Here is a 22,184-nt window from a genome sequence, read left to right on the forward strand (position 1 = left end):
GGCGCCTCTTCCTGGCCACCCTCATCGCAGCCATCAGCGACCGTTCACCGCTGCAATCGGCTTCTTAACGGACGACTACCGACTGCCGGCGCAACCTTGTACGTCGACAGGTCGGAAACTTCTTTTGAGTACGGCTCATTAGATCCGTTCACTAGGCCGTGTACCTATAAAACTTGGCGGCTCATGTGACTGGTGACTACGTCCGCTTTGCTCCAATAGCGACCAAGTTCGTGCGGCAGCACAATATGTCGCGATGGCCAGAAGGAGACATTGCCGGCGGTCAGACTAGTGGGCGTCCGGAGTGTTGGCTCGTTCCGGCTGTGTGACAAATCTTCCCGCACCGCTCCATTGTTCCTAACTTAGCAAGATCAAACTCTCGCCAACTGGAGCGCGGCCTCAACGCCGCCTTCCAGGATCTGCTCTGCCTGGATGGTGTCGGGGACGGCCCGCGCGAACTGGAGAGTGCCCACCATGAGACCGAAGATGGCGGTCGCACGGCGGCGGCTCGCTGCAGAGTCGGCACCCGGAAGTAGTGCAGCCAGCGACGAAACGTAGCTTCGCAGCGCTTTCTCGTAGTCCTGCCGAGTGGACAGGGGCTGGCGTGCGATTTCCGGGAGCAACGCCGCCGAAGGGCACCCGTCCGCCGGGTCTTCGAGGTGAGCGCGGTTGAGGTATCTCCGGATCGCCCCCTCGAGGGACAGGCCCGGCCGCTGTTCCTCATCGAGGCGATGTTGTTGGTCGCTAAGCGCGCTCGCCAGCGCCTCGCGAACGAGTGCGTTTTTGGACCCGAAGTGCGGAGAGAATGCGCCCTTAGTCAGACCGGCCTCGCCCATGATCCCGGCGATCCCGGCGGCGGAGATACCGTCTTGGCGTATGCACTTCGAGGCTACATCGATGATGTGTCGTCGCGTCGCGGCCTTGTGTCCTTTCTCGAAACGCATCTCCACTCCTTCGATATCCGTTAAGCTGCGGCCGCTTCCAATAGGGCCTGGAGGTCGCGATCACGTTGCTGGGCAACTGCATTCACATGTTCGCTGCCAAACTGACTGAACAGGGATGCCGGCCGATCATATCCACACGCGACACCGCCATCTTCATCCTCGCGCAGAAGGACGCGGATGGGTGCGTACAGCCCCGCCGACAATCGATGGCGGGTCATCTTGGACGCGGTGAGCGGATTTCCGATATCAAACTGGATGGATCGTCGTGTCAGCTGAGCAACAGCTAGGAGCGCGCCGTGGTCACCCTGCCCGAAAATGGTGAGCGGCGAAGATGCCTCCAACTCTCGAAGGGCGCGCTCACTTTCGCCGTATCGCAGGAGAGTGAATATCCCGTCATCGATGCGCCGCGCCAAGGTCGCGAGCTTGGCTCGAACGTCCTCGAAGGGCTGTGTTGAGCGGATGGTAACGTACTCGACCGGAATGGCACGCGTTGAGTGCAGTGCATTGGACATCTGGTGATCCTCTAATCTTTTGTCGCTGTCTGCAGGCCCCCTTCGCGACGCGAAGCAACCACGACACTAGGTTGAACCGGACTTGGCACCCAAGATGCCTTCGATACCGCGGGCAAGGTTTAGAAGCCGCTGATCACTTCCTAGAGGGCCATCCAGTTCGAGCCCGATCGGCAACCCCGCGCGAGACAGGCCGACAGGAAGGCTGATACCGGGCAGTCCCACGCTGCTTGCCGACACCGTGTGGTTCGCCAGAGCGAGGTAGCTGACGTCCTGCCCCGCGATGTGGACGGTCGCCTGCTCCCCGATCGAAGGCGCCGTGCAGGGCGTGGTCGGTTGCAGAATGACCCACGCCCCATGAGCGACGAACGCCGTGTTGAGGCGACGCTGGATTTCCGGCCGGCTCACGTTGAGCGCCATCTGATAGGCCTCTGCCGAGGTAGCACCTGCACCACCTGGCAATACGATGTGCTCCCACGCCTGCCGAAGCTGAGGCTTAAGGCTTTCGTAAATGGCCTCAAACGCGGTCGGAATCGCGTGGCGCCGAAGAAACTCCGAAATCGCGCCCATCGTCTCATGAGCGAAGATGCCCCATGTTGCCGTTTGGACGAGGGAATTGAAGTCGCGGCCAAGGTCCATTTCCACGACCTCGGCGCCGGCGTCCTGCAGTTGCCGCACCACCGCACGGAATCGGGACTCGACTTCGGGGTCAACCAGATCCAGGAACTGTCGCGGGGCGAAGGCGAGCCGGGCTCCCTTTAAGCCGTAGTCGCCGTCGGAGGACTCCGCAGCCTGTTCGCCAGTCACGACGTGGTCAACCAGAATGCAGTCCTCAACGCTTCGGGCAAACACGCCCGTCGTGTCGAGTGTATGGGAGATCGGAGCAACGCCGTTGCGCGGCCAACGCCCGGTGGTTGGCTTGAAGCCCACGACTCCACAGAACGATGCGGGTACCCGGATGGACCCAACGGTGTCACCGCCCAAGGACGCGGGAACCAGTCCAGCAGCCACGGATGCGGCGGAGCCGCTTGAGGAGCCGCCTGACATGTGATCCCGCGCGTGCGGATTCTTCACCTGACCATAACGTGCGTTGTGACCGGTCAAGCCGTAAGACATCTCGACAAGGTTGTTCTTGCCGAAAATCAACGCGCCCGCCTCCTTAATTGCCCGGACAGCGTCGGCATCTTCGCGCGGCACAAAATGAGCCAGACCTTCGATTCCCAGACTGGTGGGTAGCCCTTTCGTCAAATAACTGTCCTTCACCCCAAGCGGCATGCCAAGGAGCGGGGCCGCCGATCCGGCCGCACGCAACTTGTCTGCGGCCCTCGCGGCCGCCAGCACCTCCGCCTCATCGATGGTGATGAAGGCGTTCAGTTCGGCAAGCGCTCGGGCGCGCTGTAAAAGAGCCGCCGTGTAGGCCTCGGAGGTGATGTCGCCGTTGCGAACCGCTGCTGCAGCGGTTGCGAGCCCAAACGAGCTGACATCTGCGGTTTGTCGCGATGAGGCAGTTGTCTTGTCGTCCACGAAATCCTCGCCAGGAGCTGTTTGGCGGCACCCGGCCGCCACCTAACGGTGGTCCAGCTCAATGCCATTACGGTCATAATATTAAATTACAATCGTAATTCAATCGGGGTGGCGACCTGCTGGGGACACATGCGCGTGAAGTGCCGATGGACGGTTGCGAGCAATGATTGGTTCAGCGACTTCTGCAATGGGTCATTTTCGACGGTTTCTGCGGAGATAGTCGGCTGGCTGACGTCCGCTTCCCCGTAAGCGTCCAACCGGGGCCTGCCCGGAAGCGTCGCGTCAGGCCAGACCCCCTGTGATTCAAACTCCCAAACTGGGGGCTGGAATCATGCGCTACGAACTCGCCGATCATGAATGGATTGCCATCAAGCCGATGCTGCCGAACAAGCCGCGCGGCGTTCCTCGGGTTAACGACCGTCGTGTCCTCAATGGCATCTTCTGGGTCTTGCGTTCCGGAGCACCTTGGCGCGATTTGCCGGCGGCGTTCGGTCCTTACACCACTTGCTACAACCGCTTCGTTAGGTGGCGGCGAGCTGACGTCTGGAGCCGCATCATGGACGCACTTGCGGCTGCCCATGATGCCGCTGTCCAAATGATCGACAACTCGATTGTCCGCGGCATCAACATGGGGCCTGCATCACAAGGAACGAGCGCCTATCGATGGGAAGGTCGCGCGGCGGCTTGACGAGCAAAATCCACGCGGTGGTCGATAGCAATGGTTTGCCGGTACGGTTGACGTTGAGCCCCGGCGAGGCCCACGACGTTCGACTTGCAGGACAACTGCTCTCTCATCTGAAGTTCGGGTCAATGTTGCTTGCCGACCGTGGCTATGACGCCGACTGGATAAGAGAGCTTGCCATGAAAAAGGGGTCGTGGGCCAACATCCCGCCGAAACGCAATCGCAGCGATCCGATCTGCTTCAGCTCCTATCTCTACCGCGCTCGCGACTAGGTCGAACGGCTCTTCAACAGGATCAACCAATGTCGTCGTGTGGCGACGCGTTACGACAGGCTTGCGGGAAACTACCTTGCCTTCGTCCAACTCACCTCTATCCGCCTATGGCTGGCTGCGCGTTATGAGTGCACGCCCTAACGAGCTCTCTGGGCCGGAGCAGAGCAATGGTCTCCTTGAGTTTGCGGATACTTTGCAGGACGTTGTGCTCTCGCGGCCAACGGGCATTTGTGCAAGCGCTGTGGAGCTGAGCGGAAGTATGGATTCGGCTTCGGTCGCGATTGCTGTTGGCAAAAGCGTGAAAACCGTAAGGTGTGGCGGCATCCTGTTGGGCGACGGGAGCAGCCCCAGGCAGTCTGATCGGCGAGCGCGCATTCTGAGCGCACTGAATTGCCGCGATCACCCCCTTGAAATGCATACCCACATGCCGGCGATTGATCTGGATCTTGCCCCAGAACGACGCCTGCCACTCACTTCAGAGTATTGCCTGGAGGCATTTGAGGCGCTCTGCGACAGCTTTCGCGCGGACGGCTACGAAATCGTCTGGTCCGGCATAGGCGGCGACAAGCTTTGCGCTTGCTCCACCGCCGAGGAGGGCGGCTCAAGATCTTCGTCTTCACGTCACCTGGAGATCGCCGTTGAACTTGCAGACGGCCTGTTGACAAATCGCGCGCTCGACGCCGCTCATTCATCCTTCCTTTTCAGCGCGCCGCTTAGCGCGACCGTATCCACATTTCTGCTCGCAAGCCTTTGTCATGCTCGTCCACTCGCAAGGCGAGGACTTTGGCCCGTTCGCCCGCTAGGCGATCCGAGATTGATTAATACTGCAGCGAAGCTTCCGCTTGCACTTCGCGCGGGCAAGGAAATATTCCGTTCCTACCTGCGTAATCGGCTGCGCTGCGATGTGTTTCCGCACGGTTATGCAAAGGAGACTTTCGCGCTTGTGTTACCAAAGGCGATTGCGGCTCGTGCAGACACGATTTCATCGCAGCTTTCCTCTTGCGCCCTGGCCGACTTCGGCTTGGTTTCGCGAGAGTCCGTTATGGCGCTCTTGAATAGGGTATTAACAACGCAAGTTGCTGCAACCAGCGCCTTGGTTCGCTTCCTGTGGGCGGAACGCTTCGTTCGGCAACTATGTTGAGAGCTTCACCATCAACAACCACCGGTTAGAACACCTGCTACATCAAAGAAAGGTTGAGAATTGGACGTTCTCGCCCATCGGCACGATGGAGCTAGACTGTGTCGGCGTGTATCGCGGGGCTATCGGCAGAGAACGCGACACTGGACGTTATCGTTTACCCCTGTCGTTGCATGCCGTTTAGCCCTTTTTCCGTTAGATAGATTCGTCTTTTGGAGGCGGGTCGCTCGCGAAGGGAGGCGCCGTCTGGCGCGCACTCTGTCACGCATCCCGGCAAGCCATAAGGATATGGACAGGGCTCTTCGGCCTGCACTTACCGTTAGATCACCAGAAGAACTCTCCTGGTGAACGCATTGGAATGGCTTTCGTCGGACCTATGACTACTAACGGTTGACGGAGCTGCGATACCCCGCGCGGTCGCTAGGCCTTTCCATATCGAGAGCCGAGATCTCAATTTAATCAACGATTGCTATCGTTTTAGATTCTCGTCCCGCGCTCGGATGATAACGTGCAGCTCCGCGGAGTGCTTTTGCATGATCATTGATGGCCACTCTGTGCTGGAACATCCTCATCCGTTCCTTGCGATCATGCTCCAGCGGCGGAACCGGAACGGCTTCAGAGGCGGCGCGCAAATTTCTTTACGCAAGAGGACGCGGCCGCTGTTCCCACGAGCGGCCGCGCCGCGAGGCCTCGATCCTCATTTTCTGCTTGGTTTGTATCCGGTGGTTAGTGCTGTACGCACGCCGGATCGGTCAAACAAAAAAACAGATCGCAGATACCATTCAACGGGTCGTCCGCGCATTGAGGATATGACGTGTCGGCGACCTGCACCTTGGCAGCGACGGGTTGAGCGGCGGCTTCAGCAACACAGGCCGGCACTGCCGCCGTTGCAAGCGCGGCGGCGCTCGCAGTCACAAACAGCAATTTTTTCATTCCAGAGTCGCTCCCTTAAGATCGGCCCCAAGCCGTCCTCATGGATATATGACGTTGCCACAAGTGGTAAAATTGATTTTCTTGATCAGGCCTATCTACGGGATGGATGAGTTCGGACATCTTTGCGGGCTCGGTTATGAGTTGCTCGGAGAAGCCGTTTATGGTCGGCTTCTCGCCGGCCTCTAAGCGGTCCGCATTGATCTGAGCAATCGGACAACGCGGTAACTGCATCGTCTCGGCCCAATGACTTGCACGGCTTGGAGGCTGGACGCGTGCTGCCCGAGGCGGTGAGTCACATTCCTGATGAGTGCACAAGCGAACTCATTATGACGGATGCGACGACTGCGCGATCGCTGAAATTCCATTCGTTTGTTCGGCTGCGCTAGAGGCTACACCGCATGGCTTCGGCCCGTTCAAGTACGGCGGCATACTGCTAATTCAGCGAGACTGCATTCCTGACCAGAACTTGCCACCGAGGGCGATATTGTTGCTGAGCGCGCGGCCGACTTCGTCGCGCAGCGACGGCGGCACTGACTGCAACCATCACCTCAGACTTGCTCGAAGGTCCCGATCGCGGCTGCCCTTACAAAATCCACACGGTACTCACTGCCAACGAGAAGAATCATGGCCCAAACGAATTATCACCGAGGCGATAGCTTCTGCAGACGTAGAAGCACCAAATGACCATTCTCGGATATGCCGCGTTAGCATCCAGGATCGACATCTCATCCGCTAGTTCAACTCCTAAAGGCAGCCGGCGACCGCGATCTACCGCGAGATGATCAGCGGTGCCGCGCCGATCGGCCACAACTCACCACGTTGATGGTAGCGCCTCCACCCCGGCGACGTGGTGCTGGTGACGAGGCTGGACCGGCTCGGCCGCAGCACCCGCCAGCTAAATGAGCTTGATCGAGCGCATCGGCAAGACTGGTGCTGCATTCCGCTCGCTCGGCGATAGCGCTGGTCATTCGCACATCGCCTAGGGAGCGACGCGGTTGCGACTGTCTTGCCGTCAGCTGAGAGCAATGTTGAAGCATTGTCGAGGGATGCTCGACGCCGGCCTTGCGCAACGACGCAGCTTACCGCAATCGCCTCGATCGGCGTCTCGCTGCCTGCCAGGGGTCCGACGATGCGTACCCACTGGCGGCGCGAGCAACTCGCTGCAGAGCGATGAATTGCCTATGTCGGCAACAACAACCGAAGCGATCGCAGGGTTCTAGCCCAGCGCGCGATCGGTCACAGTCGGGTTGCGTCTCATACCCGCGTAAGCTTAACGAACCCTCCTTCGGCCAACTCGGCTTGGTAGGTTCTTCCGTTAAGCTGGATTGTTTTGGGGGTGTTTGCGGTCGGCATGAAACCTTCTTCGCGCAACTTATCCATGAGAGCAGGTGTCGCCCATTGGCGTGGTAGCGGCGTTCCGAAGCGCCGGTTCTCCGTGAATAAGGCTCCGAAGTCTCGCCCGGCCTGCCCCAACCCCACTTGGTCCTCCGCAGGGTTATGAACAAGACGAACGCAATTGGAACCATCGAAACCGGCCGTGTAGCGGTGACCTTGGATTCACAGGTCATCGTCGGCTGGTCCGAATCCGGCAGGAGACCACGATGGAACAGCCGTTCGACCATTGAATCAGGTGCGATTTGCGAACCGTGGGAAAATCTTTGAGGAGCGGGTCCAGGCGATGCGGCAGACGCCGAGTACAGATCTTGCAGCGCAGATCTGCATGTCAATCTCTGCGCGCGATCCGTCGTTTCTGCCTCAACTTCGACGGGTTACCAACCAGAATGAGCGGGATAGCCCGGCCAGCGCGACAAAGAACAAACGAGAGCGCGGCCTACGTGAGAATCCGGCAAGCGAGAAACGAACTATTCACCCGATCGAGAGTGCAGAACGAACAGGTCCCAGCACCTTCTGGGGGCCATGGAGGCCGATGCTGGGACCGTCGTGGCCACATCCGGGGGTAGCAAACGGACAGGCCCACCTTATTGTGCATCGTCAATTCGATTCGTCAAACCGGCCCACGGTGTGCGTTCTCGCGGAACGCCGATCACTCGGAAATCGCTTGAGATTCACCGGCTTCAGCCAGCCGAACCACTACTCAGCGCAGCCCAAGCGGCACTTCCTCGCCAGATACGCGCACTACATCCCGTGTCGAGCGAGTTGCATCGAGCCGAACTCCGCCTCAAGACGGGGATACCATGGCTGGCCGCCACCTCTGCTGAACAAGGACTTGCAGAACGCCGGCGCAAGCCTGCCGCGGTGGATCAACACGTCTTCGTGTCCCATTGCAGCTCGAGCATTCTGCCAGAGCCGATTGTAGCCGCGCTGTTCATTGGACTTCACGTGGCAAGCAGCGAACTCGGCGCCATCCAGCGTCGCCAATTGCGAGACATATACCGGCCTCTTCGTATGGATGTGCACCCACACCGGATCCGGCATCGCACCATTGCTCAGTGCCCTGGGCTGCAGCTTGATCTCGAACAGCGTGCCTGGCTCCCCCTTCAACGCACGCGGCGGATCGGCAGACGTCAACTCATCGGCCGCCCGCAGGTATTCAAGGTACTTCTGCGACGGAAAGGCGTACGTCTTCATGCAATCCATCGTGATCGCAGCCTTCCGCGCGTTCAAAGAATTTGCCTGTCCCTGCACCTCGGACCACATCGCCTTGAGCCGGACTATTTTTTCGTGCACTTCAGGCACCTGCGCAGGCGTAAGCAGGCCACGTCGGCGAGGTTCCTCTAGCGCCGCTACACAGGCCTCGATCTCGGCGGCTTGCGTCTGAAGGCGCTTAACGACGAGATCCACGATGTGGCCGGCATCCTCGGGCTTCATTTGGCGCGTTTGCGAGACGGCGCTTTGCTGCGCTGGAAGATCGAACTGCAGCAGCTCGTCCAATCTATTGAGCAATCCGTTCAGCGCTTTCCTGGAGGGCGGAGCACGCCACATTTCCTGGCCGGCCGTTGACGATGATTCCTTTGCGCGTGCCGCCTCTTCCGGGGTCGCAAGCTTCTTGGTGCCCAGATCCGAGAGAACGATGACCTTACCTGTCGGAGCCGAAGCAGCGTCGGGCCTGGCGACCTGCGCCTCGCGTAGACCGGCCGCCGAACTCCCCTCACCTGCCGCCGGTGTGCGCTTGCTTTTTCCCTTCTTGCGCGCAGCCTGGCCCTCAGACACTGCGCCGGTATTTTCCGGTATCCAGTTGGCGGGCGGCTCGATCACGGCGGGTGTCTTTGGCTGCACCGCCAAAAACCGCGTGACGTCGTTTGCGGTGACCCAGGCAGCTTCCTCGATCTGGTCCAACAGGTCCAATGGAGTGTCCGCCCCCATTCCAGCATCCCTCAGCCCAGCGACGATGCCGTGCACCCCCGACGCAAATTCAGAAAGCCGTTCCATGACCCCTTCCAAAACGGTGCTGTGCTCCGCGTCGAGCGCCGCTCCGCGGTTGTACAGAACGGCTTCGCCCGTCGACGCGAATGCCGGAACAACATCGTTGATGAAGGTCCCGAGCAGACGCATCCGCCCGTCCTCACCGATGAGGGCGTTACTCAGCGCTGGTTCGAGCGTGCTCGCCCGCGATTCGATCAGGAGCCGCGCGAGAGCGATCCGCGATTGCAGATACGTGCACTTCGTAAAAAGTGCCCAGCCGGTATGCAGGCGTAGCATCTCGGGCGTGGACCCCGGCAAGCTGGCGGTGGCCACGCAGACGGACTGCATCCGTTCCGAGCGCAATGCCTTCTTTCCCCACCACTCCATGCAGGCCATGTAGTGCTTCGCCACGGTCGACACCGCTCGGCTTAGCTGGGCGGGCGCAGCGTTGGCTTTGCGCAGCTGCTCGAGCACGGCTGCGGCTTTCTCTCTACCGGCCTCCAGGTCGTAGACAATCGAGGTAGCCACGGCGTTGCATTGGTCCCCCGCAGCAAGAGTCTCGACTCTGACTCCGCAAGCCTGATCGTCGGAAAGAAGGCTGCGTGCCACGTCGGGAGGGAAGCTCGCATAATAGTCCAGAACTTCCGAGCCCGCCTTGACGACTTGATCAATCAGGTCCTGCGCCTCCGACCGGTTCCGCGCTTGGCCGGCCGCCGTTTTAGAAGCACCAACAAAGGCCACAAGTAGGCCGCGCATTTTTTTCTGCGCTGCTCTGACCTCGTCTCTCGTCGGGACAGCCACATCCGAAGCCGGCGGCTCGCCGACGAGCGGCGCCATTCCATCTTGAGACCTGGAGTGCATCCGCTCCACGACGGAATCGAACGATTGCCTGGCTTCTCCGGAGACCGGTCCAGGCTCCCCGCCCGATCCCCACATGCTATCAGCTTCTGCAGGCTCAACGTGCGATTTGCCAGCTCGGCCAATGCCCGTCATATCCAATCTCCGATCGAATCGAGAATGCGCAGCCTGTCTGATTAGACAGCTTGGCTGACGGGCAGCTGACGAACAGCTCTTTCCGGGCTACACAGAAAATGGCCGGATCACCGTGGGCTCCGGTTCATCGAGGCTGCCAGTGCTGCAACAGGCAGCGATGCAGCGGATGAGCGCATCAAATCGGGGATCATCCGCTGCAGTGCATGACCGCACCGTAACGTTGCTTCGGCGTGATCCCGCCAAAATCCATACTGACAAGCCGCGGCAGATGCGACGGGGCAAGACACTATCCAGCGTCGCGTTCGTCTGCACGGACTTGGCGGGCTATCTCGAATAGCGGAGAGCCGCCACGAGAATGCCAGCATCTTGAAACGGCTTGATCATTGCGGCGAGGTGCATCCCCCGACTTTGTCGAGGGGGACGTCCCATCATCGAGGAGGAGATACGAGTCTTAAATCCAAGAACCTGCACACCCACGGTCGCACACAATTTAAATAGGTCTAAATCTTCGATCAAAATCGCATTATCTGTATTCACCTTCGGATCGAGCAGAACCCATATTGAGGGACTCCTTCGCAGCTCCCGCCCATCCGAGCCCGTTGAGCAACGCTCATAAAAAAATGGCAACGACCGTGCCAAGCGCACCGAGCGTCAACCCGACCAGCGAACCGGCCGTCGGCACATCACGAAAAAGTATAAAGGCGAGAACTGGCTCCACGACCAGAATAGCTCCGACTGAAATCGCGACAATGATCCAAGTCGGATCGTAGCCATGTCGTTCTGTGAGCCAAGGAGTTGCCAGACATATTTGTCTTCCTAAGACCGCTTGGCCTCCGACTTCATCGGCAGGAGCATTGTGACATCCCCGCCGGCCTTGCCAAACTGCCTTGAGGCAATCAACTCCGCGATTATCGAAAGCGCTTCTCCAACGAAAATCGCGGCCACTGCTACAATCTTCACTGTCAAGCTCATCGGCCCTTGATTCCAACTATCCAAGTCAGCGCCGCAGATGAACACTCGGAGGTATCGGTGATCTTGCCTCTTGGAGGTGCCAGTGGATTATGCGTCGCTACTTATCGCTGCTCGCAGGCGTCTCAAAGCCTGCCCAATTGCAGACCGGATCTCAACATGCAGCGATTGTTTCGCGCCGACCAAGCCGCACCCCGGGGCCGGTCGCCAGATTCGAGGGATCGAAGCCTAGGCTGCAATCCGCACAGGAAGAGCGGAATAACCGTGCACAAAGTTCGACGCAATTCGCTCGGGTTCGCCGACAACCTCGACTTCCAGTCGTGCCTTCAAAATCTCCTCCCAGAGGATTTTCAGCTGCAGCTCCGCAAGATGTCGACCAACGCAGCGATGGATCCCAAATCCGAACGAAAGATGTTGCCGCACGTTCCTGCGGTCGATGACGAAGCGCTCGGCGTTCTCGATGACTTCATCGTCGCGGTTTCCTGAGATGTACCACATGACGACCTTGTCGCCCTTCCTGACTTGTTTCCCACCGACGATGCTATCGGCCGCGGCGTTGCGGCGCATATGTGCGATGGGCGTTTGATAACGAATAATCTCGGACACGGCGCTCGAGACAAGTTTCGGATTATCGCGTAGCTTTCGCAGCTCGGAGGGGTGCTGGTTCATGAACAGGAGGCCGCCGGTAATCGAATTGCGCGTGGTGTCATTCCCACCGACGATCAGCAGAATCAGATTTCCAAGAAACTCACTCGGCTCCACGTGTCGAGTTGCAGGCGAGTGCGCCATCATGGAAATCAGGTCCATCCGTGGCTCGGCATTGATGCGCTCGTTCCAAAGGCCTGTGAAATAATCCAGGCACTCGGACAAGATCGCACTTCGCTTGTCCCAGCTATCGATCGGCTGGCCAGTTCTGGGCATTGCAACAGCTACGTCCGACCAATAGGTCAGCAGACGCCGATCCTCAAATGGAAAGTCGAATAGCGTGGCAAGCATCTGCGTCGTCAATTCGATGGAGACCCTATCCACCCAATTGAAGTCATTGTTGCGCGGCAAGCCGTCCAGAATCGTCCTGACGCGACGACGGATCAAGCTCTCGAGTTTCGTCAAGTTTTCCGGCGCGACTATCGGACTTACAGTATCACGCTGCTCGCGATGCTTAGGCGGACCCATCTTGATGAAACTCTGCGTCCAGTGCCTGTCAGGCACGTCGACAATAGTGACGCCTTGCTCCGACGAGAATATCTTGTGATTAGTATCTACCTCTACGATATCGCGGTATTTCGTTATGGACCAATATGGACCATAGGGGCTATCCTGGCAGTAGTGAACGGGATCTTCCCTTCGCAGCCGCTCGAAATAACCCCATATGCTATCATCTTGAAAGCGCTTGGCTTCGCTTACGTCCAGATTGCTCAGCGGGATCTTAAACGCGCCGTCGGTTCTGTAGTCTACCAATTGCGTTATCACGATCGCCTCCGCAGATTTTGCTCTCTTGAGAGCTTGCGGATCCACAGGTCGCGATCCATCGTTTCGAGCTGCCGTGACGTTTTGTTGCGAGCGGATCGTCGCCCCAACAGAGTATCCTAAAGCGCGGGCAGTCACCCCTACCAGTTCCGGCAGGTAAGGATGGCGTTGACTTTCTAACTCGATTTGCCCCAGTGGATTGATGAGAACAATCCTCGCTACACAGGCGTCGCCCAATGCCAGCTAGATCGCTGCTCGCGCCACCGAACAGCGCAATGTGAGCCACCTTCCAGCTTCTTTAGGTGCCAGATACGACGTTTTCGGCTCCCCGCGGCCGCATATTGGCCGCGGGATCGTGCGGTGACCACGACCCACGCTGATCGTCGTCGACGAAATCAGTTAGCACCGCTCCGCCGAGAAAGGCCAATTTGGTTCTCAACATGGCAACAAGCGTGCTTCATTCATCATCCTGACCAGCAACTTGCCATCTAACGGGAATAGGAACTATCGCCGCCAAGAGCTTGCGATGCTCGACCGCTTGTCCATCGCATTGATGGCGCCCAAACAGTTCGCGAGCGCAATCGCTTGCGCGACAAATAGAAAGATGTTTCAGAACCTGCGCTGCCATCGGAAAGCCTTAGGATGTGCCGCTTGGGCGGATCCGGCGCCGGTTCCGCATCGCTACGGCTGCGGAAGCATCTCCGCAGACCATTCTAGCGAGAACACCGAGCCCAGCATCTGGCGTGGCGCTGACTCGGAACGAAGATGTAAGTAACAGCCAGCGGTGCTACGCGACGGCCAACGCATAGAGAGCCGAGTTGGCACGCCAGGCCTATCCAGGCTTCGGTAGGCGTGGCCGAGCTCGGAGCATTGTTAGCGACGAGATAGGAGCTTGGTCTAGGTCATTTCGCCAACCTGCATATCCTGTATTTGCAATCCGTGAGGAGCAAAGCAAGCGGCTGCTCATCGAACGCTGCGCTCCCTCTCGCAATTTCTTGCTCCGGCGCCTGAAAGGACCAGACAGAATGACGGCATATCCCATGGTGTTACAAAACTTACGCGCTGCCAATCCTGGTCGCCGGGTATTGGAGATAACGACGACCGCAGGATGCATCGTCCGGTGTACTTATTGCCACCAAGACAAGTTCGCTGATCGGCAAAGACCCGTGTCTCAAGCGAAGTACCTAGGTCTTCAGGATTTCGAGCGGTGTCTTGCACGCGTGCCGAGGACTACCGAGATCAGTTTTGCCGGCTACTCGGAGCCTTGGCTCCATCCGAAATGCACCAGGATGGTTGAGCATGCTTACGCACGTGGGCATCAGATCCGAATTTTCACGACCCTCGTCGGAATGAACGGGAGTGACATTCGGCGCTTGCAAATGCTGCAGTTCAGGGCTTTCATCGTCCACGTTCCTGATGACGGCACTTATATGAACAGCCGGCTCGTCGGAAAGTCCTATCTCAATGTCATGCGCCGACTCGTCGAGGCGAACATTCCCTCGATTCGATTCGTTGTCCTGGGCAAAGTCCATCCGGACCTCGCCGACACCATTCCCGCAAAAGCGCTGCAGCGCTTGCGTCCGCTGAGTAACAGCCGAGGACGTCTAGAGTCGAATATCATCAAACCGCGACAGCCCGTCGTCGGACCCTTGACGTGTATTGGCAAACAACAACATCGGAATGTCCTTCTACCAAACGGCGACGTTACTCTGTGCGGGATGGATTTTGAGCGGCGTCATGTCCTGGGCAATCTTTTGCGCGACGAATACGCATATCTCTTCGAAAGCCCAATTTTTCACGAAATCGCCGATCGCATGAACGGAATGGATGGCTTTCTGCTCTGCAGGATGTGCGAGTTTGCTCACCCGCAGACGTCGGGATGTTATATGGATGCCGACCAACAGACGTGACGGCCGGCCTGCACGAGTGTGGATGTCAAGATTCTCTCTGAAGAACGCGACCGATGCCAATTCGCTCGCCACGTGCCGGGAACGGCCAAACCGATGGAAACCGCCGGATCGGATATGCGATTGACACGAGGCGGATCAGAGCCGCGCCTCAGTGAGGTGAACCAGTTGAGAGCCTGCGCTGTAGAGGGCCTCACGGGCGGCACGAAACCGCCGATATTCAACCGGCGCAGCTGGAAGTGGTAGGTCCTCTTCCGCAAGGCGGCCGAGAACGTAGGACGCCAACACCCGGCCGAGGACGGTCCCAGGTGCAATCCCGCGCCCGTTGTAACCGCCGAAGGACACGAGGTTACGGTCGAGCTTGTGAAAGCGCGGCAGGTGGTCGGAAGTCATCCCGATCATCCCGAACCAGCCGGCTTCGAACTCGACGTCGCCGAGCTGCGGAAACAGCCTACGTAGCGACCTGACCGCCCAGGCTCGGTGAACCAAGGTGCCGATACCCTCTAGAGCGCCAACGCTGCCGAACACCAGACGGCCGGACTGATCGAAGCGAAACGAGGAAAGGACCTCGTGGGTGTCCCATGCCCCTTGTCGTTCGGGCAAGATTGAGGTCCTGAGACGATCTGGTAAGGGCCGCGTTGCCAAATTGAAGTAAGGTAGACGGATCTGCTCTCGCTGAATCCGCAACCAAGGTCTTTTGCCGTAGGCGTCGGTAGCGACGATTACCCACTCAGCACACACAGATCCCATTGCCGTGCCGACCCTCCAGCGCAACCCCATTTCGTGGACTGTGAGGACTTCAGTCTGCGCGAATATCCTCGCGCCCGCCGCAAGCGCAACGCGCGCCAAGCCGCGCGCATAGGCCAGTGGCTGTATTGTACCGGCGCGCGTATCGAGCAGCGCGCCGGTATAGTTGCCACCGCCAATCTTTCTGCGCGTCTCCTTCGCATCAAGCACCGCGACCGGAGCGCCGCGTTTCTGCCACTGTTCGGCACGAATCTGGATTTCCTCCAAGCCCCTGCGGCCGACCGCGCAATGCAGGGTCCCCGCGCGCTCAACTTCACAGTCGATCCCATATCTCTCGATCAGTGCAAAAACCTCCTGCGGTCCTCCACCCAGTAATTCGATGAGCCGCTCTCCAAACGGGGAGCCGAGCGTGTCTGAGAGCGTGTCGGGCATGACCCACATACCCGCATTGACGAGCCCGACGTTGCGCCCGGAACCACCGAATCCAATTTCGGATGCCTCCAGCAGAATGACGCGCACGCCGCCCTCCGCGAGGCGGATAGCCGCAGAGAGTCCAGTATATCCACCGCCAATCACAACGACATCGGCTTGCAAATCACCCACGAGAGGACCGGTATACGGCGGCGCCGGCGCCGTGAGCTCCCATAAGCCGTGCGACTTGCGATTGCCTTGCATCCGACGAACTCGTTCTGCAACGCATCAAACTCGGCCGGCGGTCTTCGCTATCGAACTACCGATCCGAACGAGTCGTGAACCGGTACTTTAGCAGTTTGACCAGCAGCAGCGCTTGGCGGATCCAGGAGCCGAAGAGGCTTCATCGAATCGTGAGCTCCCAGATGATCCGGATATGCCCGCCATGAATCGATGGTCGGAAAATATGCATATTTCTAACACGCAGGTTACTATTATCGATCAAGTTCAAGACGCGCCCAATATCTCCCTGATCAGAAAAGACGACATACATCAGGCCGTTGGCGTTGAGCCAATTATGCGCTCCGCCGAGAGCTGAGGCCATGGCGCTGTGATCTTCGTCAAAGCAGGAGCGCTCCAAATCGTCCCTTGCTTTTCGGTTCCAGTACGGGGCGGCAAACAAAATACGGTCGAACTTTTCTTCAGGCTGCAGCGCAGAATAGATGTCACTGAGGCGCGCTTCTGCCTGCTTGGAATGACCTAACCGCTCGATGTTTAACTTTGTGGTGAGAACGGCTTGCGGATTGATATCGAGAGCCACCAGGTGTTCTGCCCCAGCGCGAAGTGCCGCCAGCCCCAGGACGCCTGATCCGCATCCCAAATCCCATACTGTTGCTCCAGATTGGATGTGCCACTTCGATATCAAGGCGTCGGGAGCGTGACTTAGGCGTGGCGACAGAACGCCGGGGAGAATGTGCAAGAGCATACCGCACACTTCCACGTCGTGCGGGTGTTCGCATGACCGCAGATCCGCGATCATAGCGTCTACATCGGTCGTTTGGCGCCGCGCCGATATGGCTTTGGGGGCAGTCATTCAAATCTCCAGTTCCCTGGCGCGCGCTTTGCCTCATCGTCCTGCCATCCAATCGATGGAACGCCCTATTGAGCAAGTGCGCCTGCTGTTGCACTGTACAGGGCCTACCGGTTTAAAGAGTTTCGGGCAGGTTTGTCCCAACGTGTCTGAATGCGCTTTGCGCCTTCGCCGACTGTCATTGCCTCTCAATAAGCAACGGCCGTGCCATCGGAATTCAAAGCGCTCGGCTTCTGATTTTCCTTGGAGAACGACTGCCGGCAGCTCTGATGTTCTGCCGCCCCGACGATTGTCTCCGGCGGTGTCGGACTCCGAACACGTATGACCAAGTTGGCGTACGAATGGCTTCGTGTTGCGGCTATTCTCGCAGCTATTCTCACGGCAGGTTGACCGGAAATCAGAAGTTGCGACCTGGAAACTTCGACGAGAGCTCGTCAGGAATAGACAAGATTTCGCACAATTCACGATTTGATGCCACCCCAATGGCTATCTAGCTGATTTAAGAAAAAGCGATATTTCACCCTGCGCTTGCCTCCGACGATCGAAAACTCGCCGACGCCATACCGGCCTTCGCCATCATAGCGCCGATCGCCTGAATCGAGATAAGGAGGCGATCATCAATGGAGCGGCATACCCTTGTTGCAGCTCAACTCCTCAACCCGCGCCCACTTTTATCACAATCCCCTCTTTGTGTCTGCGATCCGCGCTGCAGCGCCTCGGAGCAGACACTTTCCGGACCTCGTTCACTCTACCTGACGGGAAGTCACGTCAGGTTTTGGAAAGTTAACATCAGTAGCGAGGAACCACAGAGCTATGCTGGCGGACGAGATCATGGACCGATTGAGCACTATCAACCAAGCTGATCATGATTCGGCTGCATCCAATGCGGCCGCGGAACAACCGCAACAGCCGCAAGCGGAGTTCGAGCAGCACCTGCTGGACGCGCCAGGGGCCGACCCCATATATTCCCATAGAGAGCTTTATGATGTCACCGAGGAGGACGATCGCCTCATCCAGGCGGCATCCGGCGCTGCTCTCAAGCGAGATTTACCGCCGAGGCCTACCACCGTCAGTATTTATGATCGTCGGCTTCGCAAATTGGCTGAAGCGCTGAAGCAGGATGGCAAATCAATTTCTGGCCTCGATGACAATGCGTTGCTCGGACACGCTAGAAAGCTGCTGCCGAACGACAAGGTGATCGCCCCGCATTGTCAATGGTCAGTCGGTACCGCGAGCCTGACGCAGACGCTCTCCCCCTCAGAACACATTATCGTCCTTCCAGGGAAGATGAGCGTCTCATCAGGGAGGCTGCCGAGGCACGTTTTGGTCGACAGATCGGCGAGAAAAAGGCCGGGGGCTATGCGAGCGGGCTGCGGAAGTTGGCGGTAGCGCTCCGCCCGTCGTCCATTGCCAAGCTCAGCGATGACAAACTGCTCGGCCACGCAGTCCGTTTGTTTCGAAATGACAAGACGCTCATCGCCGCCTTGAACGCTCTCCGCGACTATCGCGCGATCGTCGGGCGGGGTAATTTGGGCGCAGAAGGAGGCAGTTCGCGGCAGGTCATTCAACCGCCCTCTCCTTTGCCCATGCGGCCGGTCGATGAACAGCGCTTGGGGAGCGCTGCGGATCGCGACGCCTCACTACCGGCTGATGGTTTCAATACTCTGCAGGTTTGGCACGAGCCAAGTTTAGCCCCTCATTCTCCGATACATAGTGTGGCCCAGGATGAGCTTTTCGATACCGCGGAGCAGAGCAGCGAGCTTTCAGCTCCTGGCTTCGATGCACCATTGCTTTCGCAGCAAATGCGTTCAGCGACTTCATCGCCCGCGCCAAGTTTCACTCAGGAAGAACTTTTCGATGCCGTGACCGGTTGGCAACGAATGCACTCGGCGACTTCATCGCCCGTGCAAAGTTTCCTCCAGGAAGAGCTTTTCGATGCCGTGACCTGGCGACCCAGCCCGCGGCCGAATTTCGTCCCTGAAAACTATTTTGGACGGATGATGGACCAAGGCGCTGCGGCCCAGACCACTTGAGCGGACGTCCTTTCCAGCCAGCGACAGCTTTGATGCTTCTTTGGCCGTTCCCGAGGACTTCTCCCACGGCACCCAGCCTGCGCCGGATATGATGCGCTCCAAGCTGGGTCGATGGGGTCTGTTGCCCGATGCAGCACAGTGGGTAAAGACCTACGATATTCGCGGTGAAGGCTATACGGGCGTGTTGGGACCGCGAGGGCCCAATGATGTTCAGCTCATCCATCTGCGGTCTCCCGCTGTCGGCGATACGTTCGATGTGTCGTTTGCCGTTCCCAAGGACTTCTCGCATCGCACCCAGCTGGCTCCTGACATGATGCTATCCACGTTGGGCAAGTGGGACTTCTTGCCTGTTGCGGAATATCCGGTCATGAACTACGAGATCGGCGGCGAACGCTACACGGCCATGTTGGGACCGGGAGGACCCAACGACGTTCAACTCATTCACCACCCTCGGCCCGCTTTGCTGGGCGAAGCGACGCGTGCGGTGGGGAGGGCTTCCCCGGGTATCGACGTCGGTCCTGCGCCAGGGTTTGATGCACCCGCACCTTTCGAATGGCGCGAGGACGCCCCTTCGGCGCTGGCGCCAAACCGTACACAGCCGAAAGCCTACCTGGAGGCCGCGTTCTTCTCTTCCATCGGCCGCTATTTGGCTAAACAAGGGGCTCGTCGGCGATGTATCTATCACGTTGTCGTCGCATTCGGCAGCGACGGCACTTTCAGCCGAGCAGACCCGAGAACCATCGGGATACAAGATGCGAACGCGCTACAAGACCATGGCTTGGCCGACGATCAAACGTGAATCATCACCGGCCGGTGGACCATTCGGATTGGAAAGAATGTCTCACTAGGGTCGCGGACAAGGATGCGAACGTACTTTGGCGACCCGGTTTTTGGTTTGATGAGGGCCCTTGGCTCCTGATCATACCAGCATAGCCGGCACTGGCGATCCTCCGATCACAAAGATCCGATGAGGATCGTCAGCCCTCATATGGCGCCTTTGAGCGAACTGGCGCACCTTCGTGCAACTCGGACGCCCAGACGAAAGACGGTCAGAGACAATCCGGCCGTCTTCACGATCTATATTATCGTGCCATGCTCGGTGAAGCATCCACGCGGTTAAGGAAACAGCTTCGAAGTGGGGTCCTGCGCCGTGCTCTTCTTACCAGATGAACTTCGCGCCATCAGGCAGGTCGCAGATGAATTCGCCCTGGTGCACAAGTTCGGTGGTCCCGACGACAAGCTTCGAGGCCCGCACCGTGAGCTTGCCTTCGCGGCTGAGGCTATGGCGGATGTACTCGGTGACGGCATGTCCCGCGCTGTCCACCGTTTGGTGCGCATTGGCGAAGCTGATGCCGTTCTGGGGCGTCACCCTGAAGGCATTGATGACCAGACCGGCCTGCGTCGCCGACGCAGGCTTGCTACCCTCCGCGTTGGCACAGCGGCTCATGTCCAGGATGAGCTTCACGTTCTTTCCGGTCTGCAGGGCATTGAGCACCTCCGTGTATTTTGGCGAAGGCTCGTCGGCTCTCGCCATCGTGCTCATGCTTGCGGCCGAAAGCAGGGACAACAGGATCGTCAGCCCTTTGCCAGTACACTTCATATGCTCATCTCCCTCGATAAGTACCAAAGATCGCACGCTGCAAGACGTCGTCCTCGCAAGCCGTTTGGCGGATTCCAGACATCAAGCACGCCGCGCCCTGCGACAAAAACAACCTGTCGCGACCAAGCACAAGTGGTTGTGACGGCCATTCCGACGTCACAACCTCGTAGGTCAGGTTTACTAAAGTGGCCTGAGCTCGTACGACATCGCTGGAACGATTCGATCGACCGCCAGCCGCCTAGAACTACAAACGGCAACCGGTCGCGCCAATCCAACGGAGGCCGATATGACCGAGCGGCCCCAAATGCGCCTAAGCGGGCGATTTCCGAAAGAAGACTTCGACCAACCGCATCTGCCAGCTTGTCCACGTTGAGACCTGGTAGGACTCTCTGCCCGCGGGGATGGCCGACAATGGGTGGCTGGGCGAACAAGCTCAGTCAAGACACCCGATCTCGCCCTCGTCGAAAACAGGAACGCCAGATGGCACAAAGCAGTGTCGACTTCAAATATATCGCTTTGCGTGGCTTCTGTCTGGCTGACCGCTCACCTCACTGAACTGAATTCATCCGGCACCCCTCAAACGGATACTGGCTTCCTTCCTGGTCCGTCAGCTTCTCGAAAGCTGCACCTGCAAAACTCCATGCCAACGGCCGGCACTCGAGGGGAGATGGAAGAAGAATGAATGTTGATCCACGGAATCCCGCAGATACTCCCTTTGAGGCTCACGGCGTCCTGAAGCAGCCTCACCGCGTGGACCGGCAGCCAGACGAGCTGAGCGCACACACCGACGCGCCGGCACACAGGTCCTAGCATCAAGCAAGCTTTGAGCAGCAGCTAGATGACTTGAGGTCCGACGCGTGGTGCCCATTTCGACCTGCCCTTCCAAATTGATCTTTGACGTCACTCATTCGGGCGGGCTTCGGCTATTGCCTGACATCGATCCGGTCGCCGCGTTCGTGCCCGAGACCGAACCCGTGTCGTGAGCCGGAGAACGCCTTCGGCGAAATACGGGACGCGCGTTTTGAAGACCGTCAAGCGCAGTAAACGCCGCATCAAACACGGCAAGCCGCGCAGCCGCTCTACGCCTATCCGCCTTTTGAATGCGTTCCATCAAAACAATTGATTTTGCCGATCCTGCATGAAGCCCCCATAGTCGGTTGCGATCTTTGGAGGCAGCATTCAGGAATGTGGTGTGACAATCGATTCTCTGTCCAATCCCTTGCCGGTCAATTCCACTTCGGCAATCGCGCGTCTGCATCCAGAAGATCACGCGCCAGATCAACGCTTCTTGCGGCCAGCCAAAGTCAGCCTGCCAATCGCCACGTGTGAGGCGATCCGGCAATCGCACGCTTACGCGCGCAACGGCTTCGCCCTTAACGCGCAGCAAGTATGGCTGCCTCATGCCATCGTTGCAGGTCAGACTGCGCGTCATAGAATTTGGAGAGACGAGATGCTCACGACGTTGGAGAAAGTAAGACCGACAGAGATCCTCAAAGCTGTGACCGTGTCCAGACTGCCTCGCTGTCGCCTCAAGACGCGCACAAGTTTGAGGGTACGTTGTAACCAATTGTTAAAGACACTTGAATCTCACCCAACGTCAGATTG

Annotated in this window: 16 protein-coding genes and 1 pseudogene; 7 read left to right on the forward strand and 10 right to left on the reverse strand. The window is 58.5% G+C overall.

Annotation, left to right across the window (positions count from 1 at the left end):
* Positions 1 to 368: 368 nt before the first annotated feature.
* The 3 genes from QJT82_RS40435 to QJT82_RS40445 form a co-directional block, all read right to left on the reverse strand.
* On the reverse strand, positions 369 to 941 hold the full coding sequence (locus QJT82_RS40435; protein ID WP_026192331.1) for a TetR/AcrR family transcriptional regulator: 573 nt from the start codon (positions 939 to 941) through the stop codon (positions 369 to 371).
* Between the two features lie 20 nt (positions 942 to 961).
* Entirely contained in the window at positions 962 to 1,453 is a 492-nt protein-coding gene (locus tag QJT82_RS40440) for a DUF302 domain-containing protein (protein WP_016842784.1), read from the reverse strand.
* Positions 1,454 to 1,519: 66 nt separating this feature from the next.
* A complete protein-coding gene (locus QJT82_RS40445; RefSeq protein ID WP_028343876.1) occupies positions 1,520 to 2,974 on the reverse strand; it encodes an amidase family protein in 1,455 nt (484 codons plus the stop codon).
* Between the two features lie 331 nt (positions 2,975 to 3,305).
* Here QJT82_RS40445 and QJT82_RS40450 point away from each other — a divergent pair.
* Together QJT82_RS40450 and QJT82_RS40455 are read left to right on the forward strand one after the other, a co-directional pair.
* Positions 3,306 to 4,069, forward strand: a pseudogene (locus QJT82_RS40450) (IS5 family transposase).
* A gap of 118 nt (positions 4,070 to 4,187) precedes the next feature.
* The gene (locus QJT82_RS40455) at positions 4,188 to 5,069 is read left to right on the forward strand and encodes a hypothetical protein (RefSeq protein ID WP_125459151.1); all 882 of its coding nucleotides are present in this window, start codon (positions 4,188 to 4,190) and stop codon (positions 5,067 to 5,069) included.
* A 723-nt stretch (positions 5,070 to 5,792) separates the two neighbouring features.
* Here the strand turns inward: QJT82_RS40455 and QJT82_RS40460 are convergent.
* Positions 5,793 to 5,999: a hypothetical protein gene (locus tag QJT82_RS40460; protein WP_018269959.1), complete on the reverse strand. Its 207-nt coding sequence runs from the start codon at positions 5,997 to 5,999 to the stop codon at positions 5,793 to 5,795.
* Between the two features lie 856 nt (positions 6,000 to 6,855).
* Between QJT82_RS40460 and QJT82_RS45670 the strand changes: the two genes are divergently transcribed.
* Positions 6,856 to 6,957 (forward strand): hypothetical protein, encoded by a 102-nt coding sequence (locus tag QJT82_RS45670; protein WP_334453158.1) that lies wholly within the window; start codon positions 6,856 to 6,858, stop codon positions 6,955 to 6,957.
* 1,178 nt (positions 6,958 to 8,135) lie between these two features.
* Here the strand turns inward: QJT82_RS45670 and QJT82_RS40465 are convergent.
* Entirely contained in the window at positions 8,136 to 10,355 is a 2,220-nt protein-coding gene (locus QJT82_RS40465) for a hypothetical protein (protein ID WP_026192329.1), read from the reverse strand.
* Positions 10,356 to 11,552: 1,197 nt separating this feature from the next.
* On the reverse strand, positions 11,553 to 12,791 hold the full coding sequence (locus QJT82_RS40470; RefSeq protein ID WP_026192328.1) for a cytochrome P450: 1,239 nt from the start codon (positions 12,789 to 12,791) through the stop codon (positions 11,553 to 11,555).
* A gap of 1,379 nt (positions 12,792 to 14,170) precedes the next feature.
* Between QJT82_RS40470 and QJT82_RS40475 the strand changes: the two genes are divergently transcribed.
* Complete coding sequence (locus QJT82_RS40475) at positions 14,171 to 14,701, forward strand: SPASM domain-containing protein (protein ID WP_225161279.1); 531 nt, start codon at positions 14,171 to 14,173, stop codon at positions 14,699 to 14,701.
* A gap of 135 nt (positions 14,702 to 14,836) precedes the next feature.
* On the opposite strand, the gene QJT82_RS40480 is transcribed toward QJT82_RS40475, so the two are convergent.
* Positions 14,837 to 16,120 (reverse strand): FAD-binding oxidoreductase, encoded by a 1,284-nt coding sequence (locus tag QJT82_RS40480; protein WP_016844737.1) that lies wholly within the window; start codon positions 16,118 to 16,120, stop codon positions 14,837 to 14,839.
* A gap of 139 nt (positions 16,121 to 16,259) precedes the next feature.
* Complete coding sequence (locus tag QJT82_RS40485; protein WP_016844738.1) at positions 16,260 to 16,949, reverse strand: methyltransferase; 690 nt, start codon at positions 16,947 to 16,949, stop codon at positions 16,260 to 16,262.
* 810 nt (positions 16,950 to 17,759) lie between these two features.
* On the opposite strand from QJT82_RS40485, the gene QJT82_RS40490 reads away from it, so the two are divergent.
* From QJT82_RS40490 to QJT82_RS40500, 3 genes are read left to right on the forward strand one after another with little or no spacing between them, the layout of a single operon-like run.
* Positions 17,760 to 18,335, forward strand: coding sequence for a hypothetical protein (locus QJT82_RS40490; protein WP_016844739.1), 576 nt, complete (start codon positions 17,760 to 17,762; stop codon positions 18,333 to 18,335).
* Entirely contained in the window at positions 18,326 to 18,979 is a 654-nt protein-coding gene (locus QJT82_RS40495) for a hypothetical protein (protein ID WP_016844740.1), read from the forward strand. The genes QJT82_RS40490 and QJT82_RS40495 overlap by 10 nt, the downstream gene beginning before the upstream one ends.
* A 40-nt stretch (positions 18,980 to 19,019) precedes the next feature.
* Positions 19,020 to 19,778, forward strand: a complete 759-nt coding sequence (locus tag QJT82_RS40500; protein WP_016844741.1) for a hypothetical protein — start codon at positions 19,020 to 19,022, stop codon at positions 19,776 to 19,778.
* A gap of 360 nt (positions 19,779 to 20,138) precedes the next feature.
* Here QJT82_RS40500 and QJT82_RS40505 read toward each other — a convergent pair whose 3' ends face one another.
* Together QJT82_RS40505 and QJT82_RS40510 are read right to left on the reverse strand one after the other, a co-directional pair.
* Positions 20,139 to 20,522, reverse strand: coding sequence for a VirK family protein (locus QJT82_RS40505; protein ID WP_225161277.1), 384 nt, complete (start codon positions 20,520 to 20,522; stop codon positions 20,139 to 20,141).
* Between the two features lie 961 nt (positions 20,523 to 21,483).
* On the reverse strand, positions 21,484 to 21,966 hold the full coding sequence (locus tag QJT82_RS40510) for a hypothetical protein (protein ID WP_155258733.1): 483 nt from the start codon (positions 21,964 to 21,966) through the stop codon (positions 21,484 to 21,486).
* Between the last annotated feature and the right edge of the window lie 218 nt (positions 21,967 to 22,184).

It is taken from the genome of Bradyrhizobium sp. Mp19, assembly GCF_029952935.1.
Classification (GTDB): domain Bacteria; phylum Pseudomonadota; class Alphaproteobacteria; order Rhizobiales; family Xanthobacteraceae; genus Bradyrhizobium; species Bradyrhizobium elkanii.

Bases quoted from the DNA above. Each gene is read 5' to 3' on its own strand.
- QJT82_RS40435 (WP_026192331.1), bottom strand. From the start codon at position 941: ATGCGTTTCGAGAAAGGACACAAGGCCGCGACGCGACGACACATCATC.
- QJT82_RS40440 (WP_016842784.1), bottom strand. From the start codon at position 1,453: ATGTCCAATGCACTGCACTCAACGCGTGCCATTCCGGTCGAGTACGTT.
- QJT82_RS40455 (WP_125459151.1), top strand. From the start codon at position 4,188: ATGGATTCGGCTTCGGTCGCGATTGCTGTTGGCAAAAGCGTGAAAACC.
- QJT82_RS40460 (WP_018269959.1), bottom strand. From the start codon at position 5,999: ATGAAAAAATTGCTGTTTGTGACTGCGAGCGCCGCCGCGCTTGCAACG.
- QJT82_RS40465 (WP_026192329.1), bottom strand. From the start codon at position 10,355: ATGACGGGCATTGGCCGAGCTGGCAAATCGCACGTTGAGCCTGCAGAA.
- QJT82_RS40475 (WP_225161279.1), top strand. From the start codon at position 14,171: ATGCTGCAGTTCAGGGCTTTCATCGTCCACGTTCCTGATGACGGCACT.
- QJT82_RS40480 (WP_016844737.1), bottom strand. From the start codon at position 16,120: ATGCAAGGCAATCGCAAGTCGCACGGCTTATGGGAGCTCACGGCGCCG.
- QJT82_RS40485 (WP_016844738.1), bottom strand. From the start codon at position 16,949: ATGACTGCCCCCAAAGCCATATCGGCGCGGCGCCAAACGACCGATGTA.
- QJT82_RS40490 (WP_016844739.1), top strand. From the start codon at position 17,760: ATGCTGGCGGACGAGATCATGGACCGATTGAGCACTATCAACCAAGCT.
- QJT82_RS40505 (WP_225161277.1), bottom strand. From the start codon at position 20,522: ATGAGCACGATGGCGAGAGCCGACGAGCCTTCGCCAAAATACACGGAG.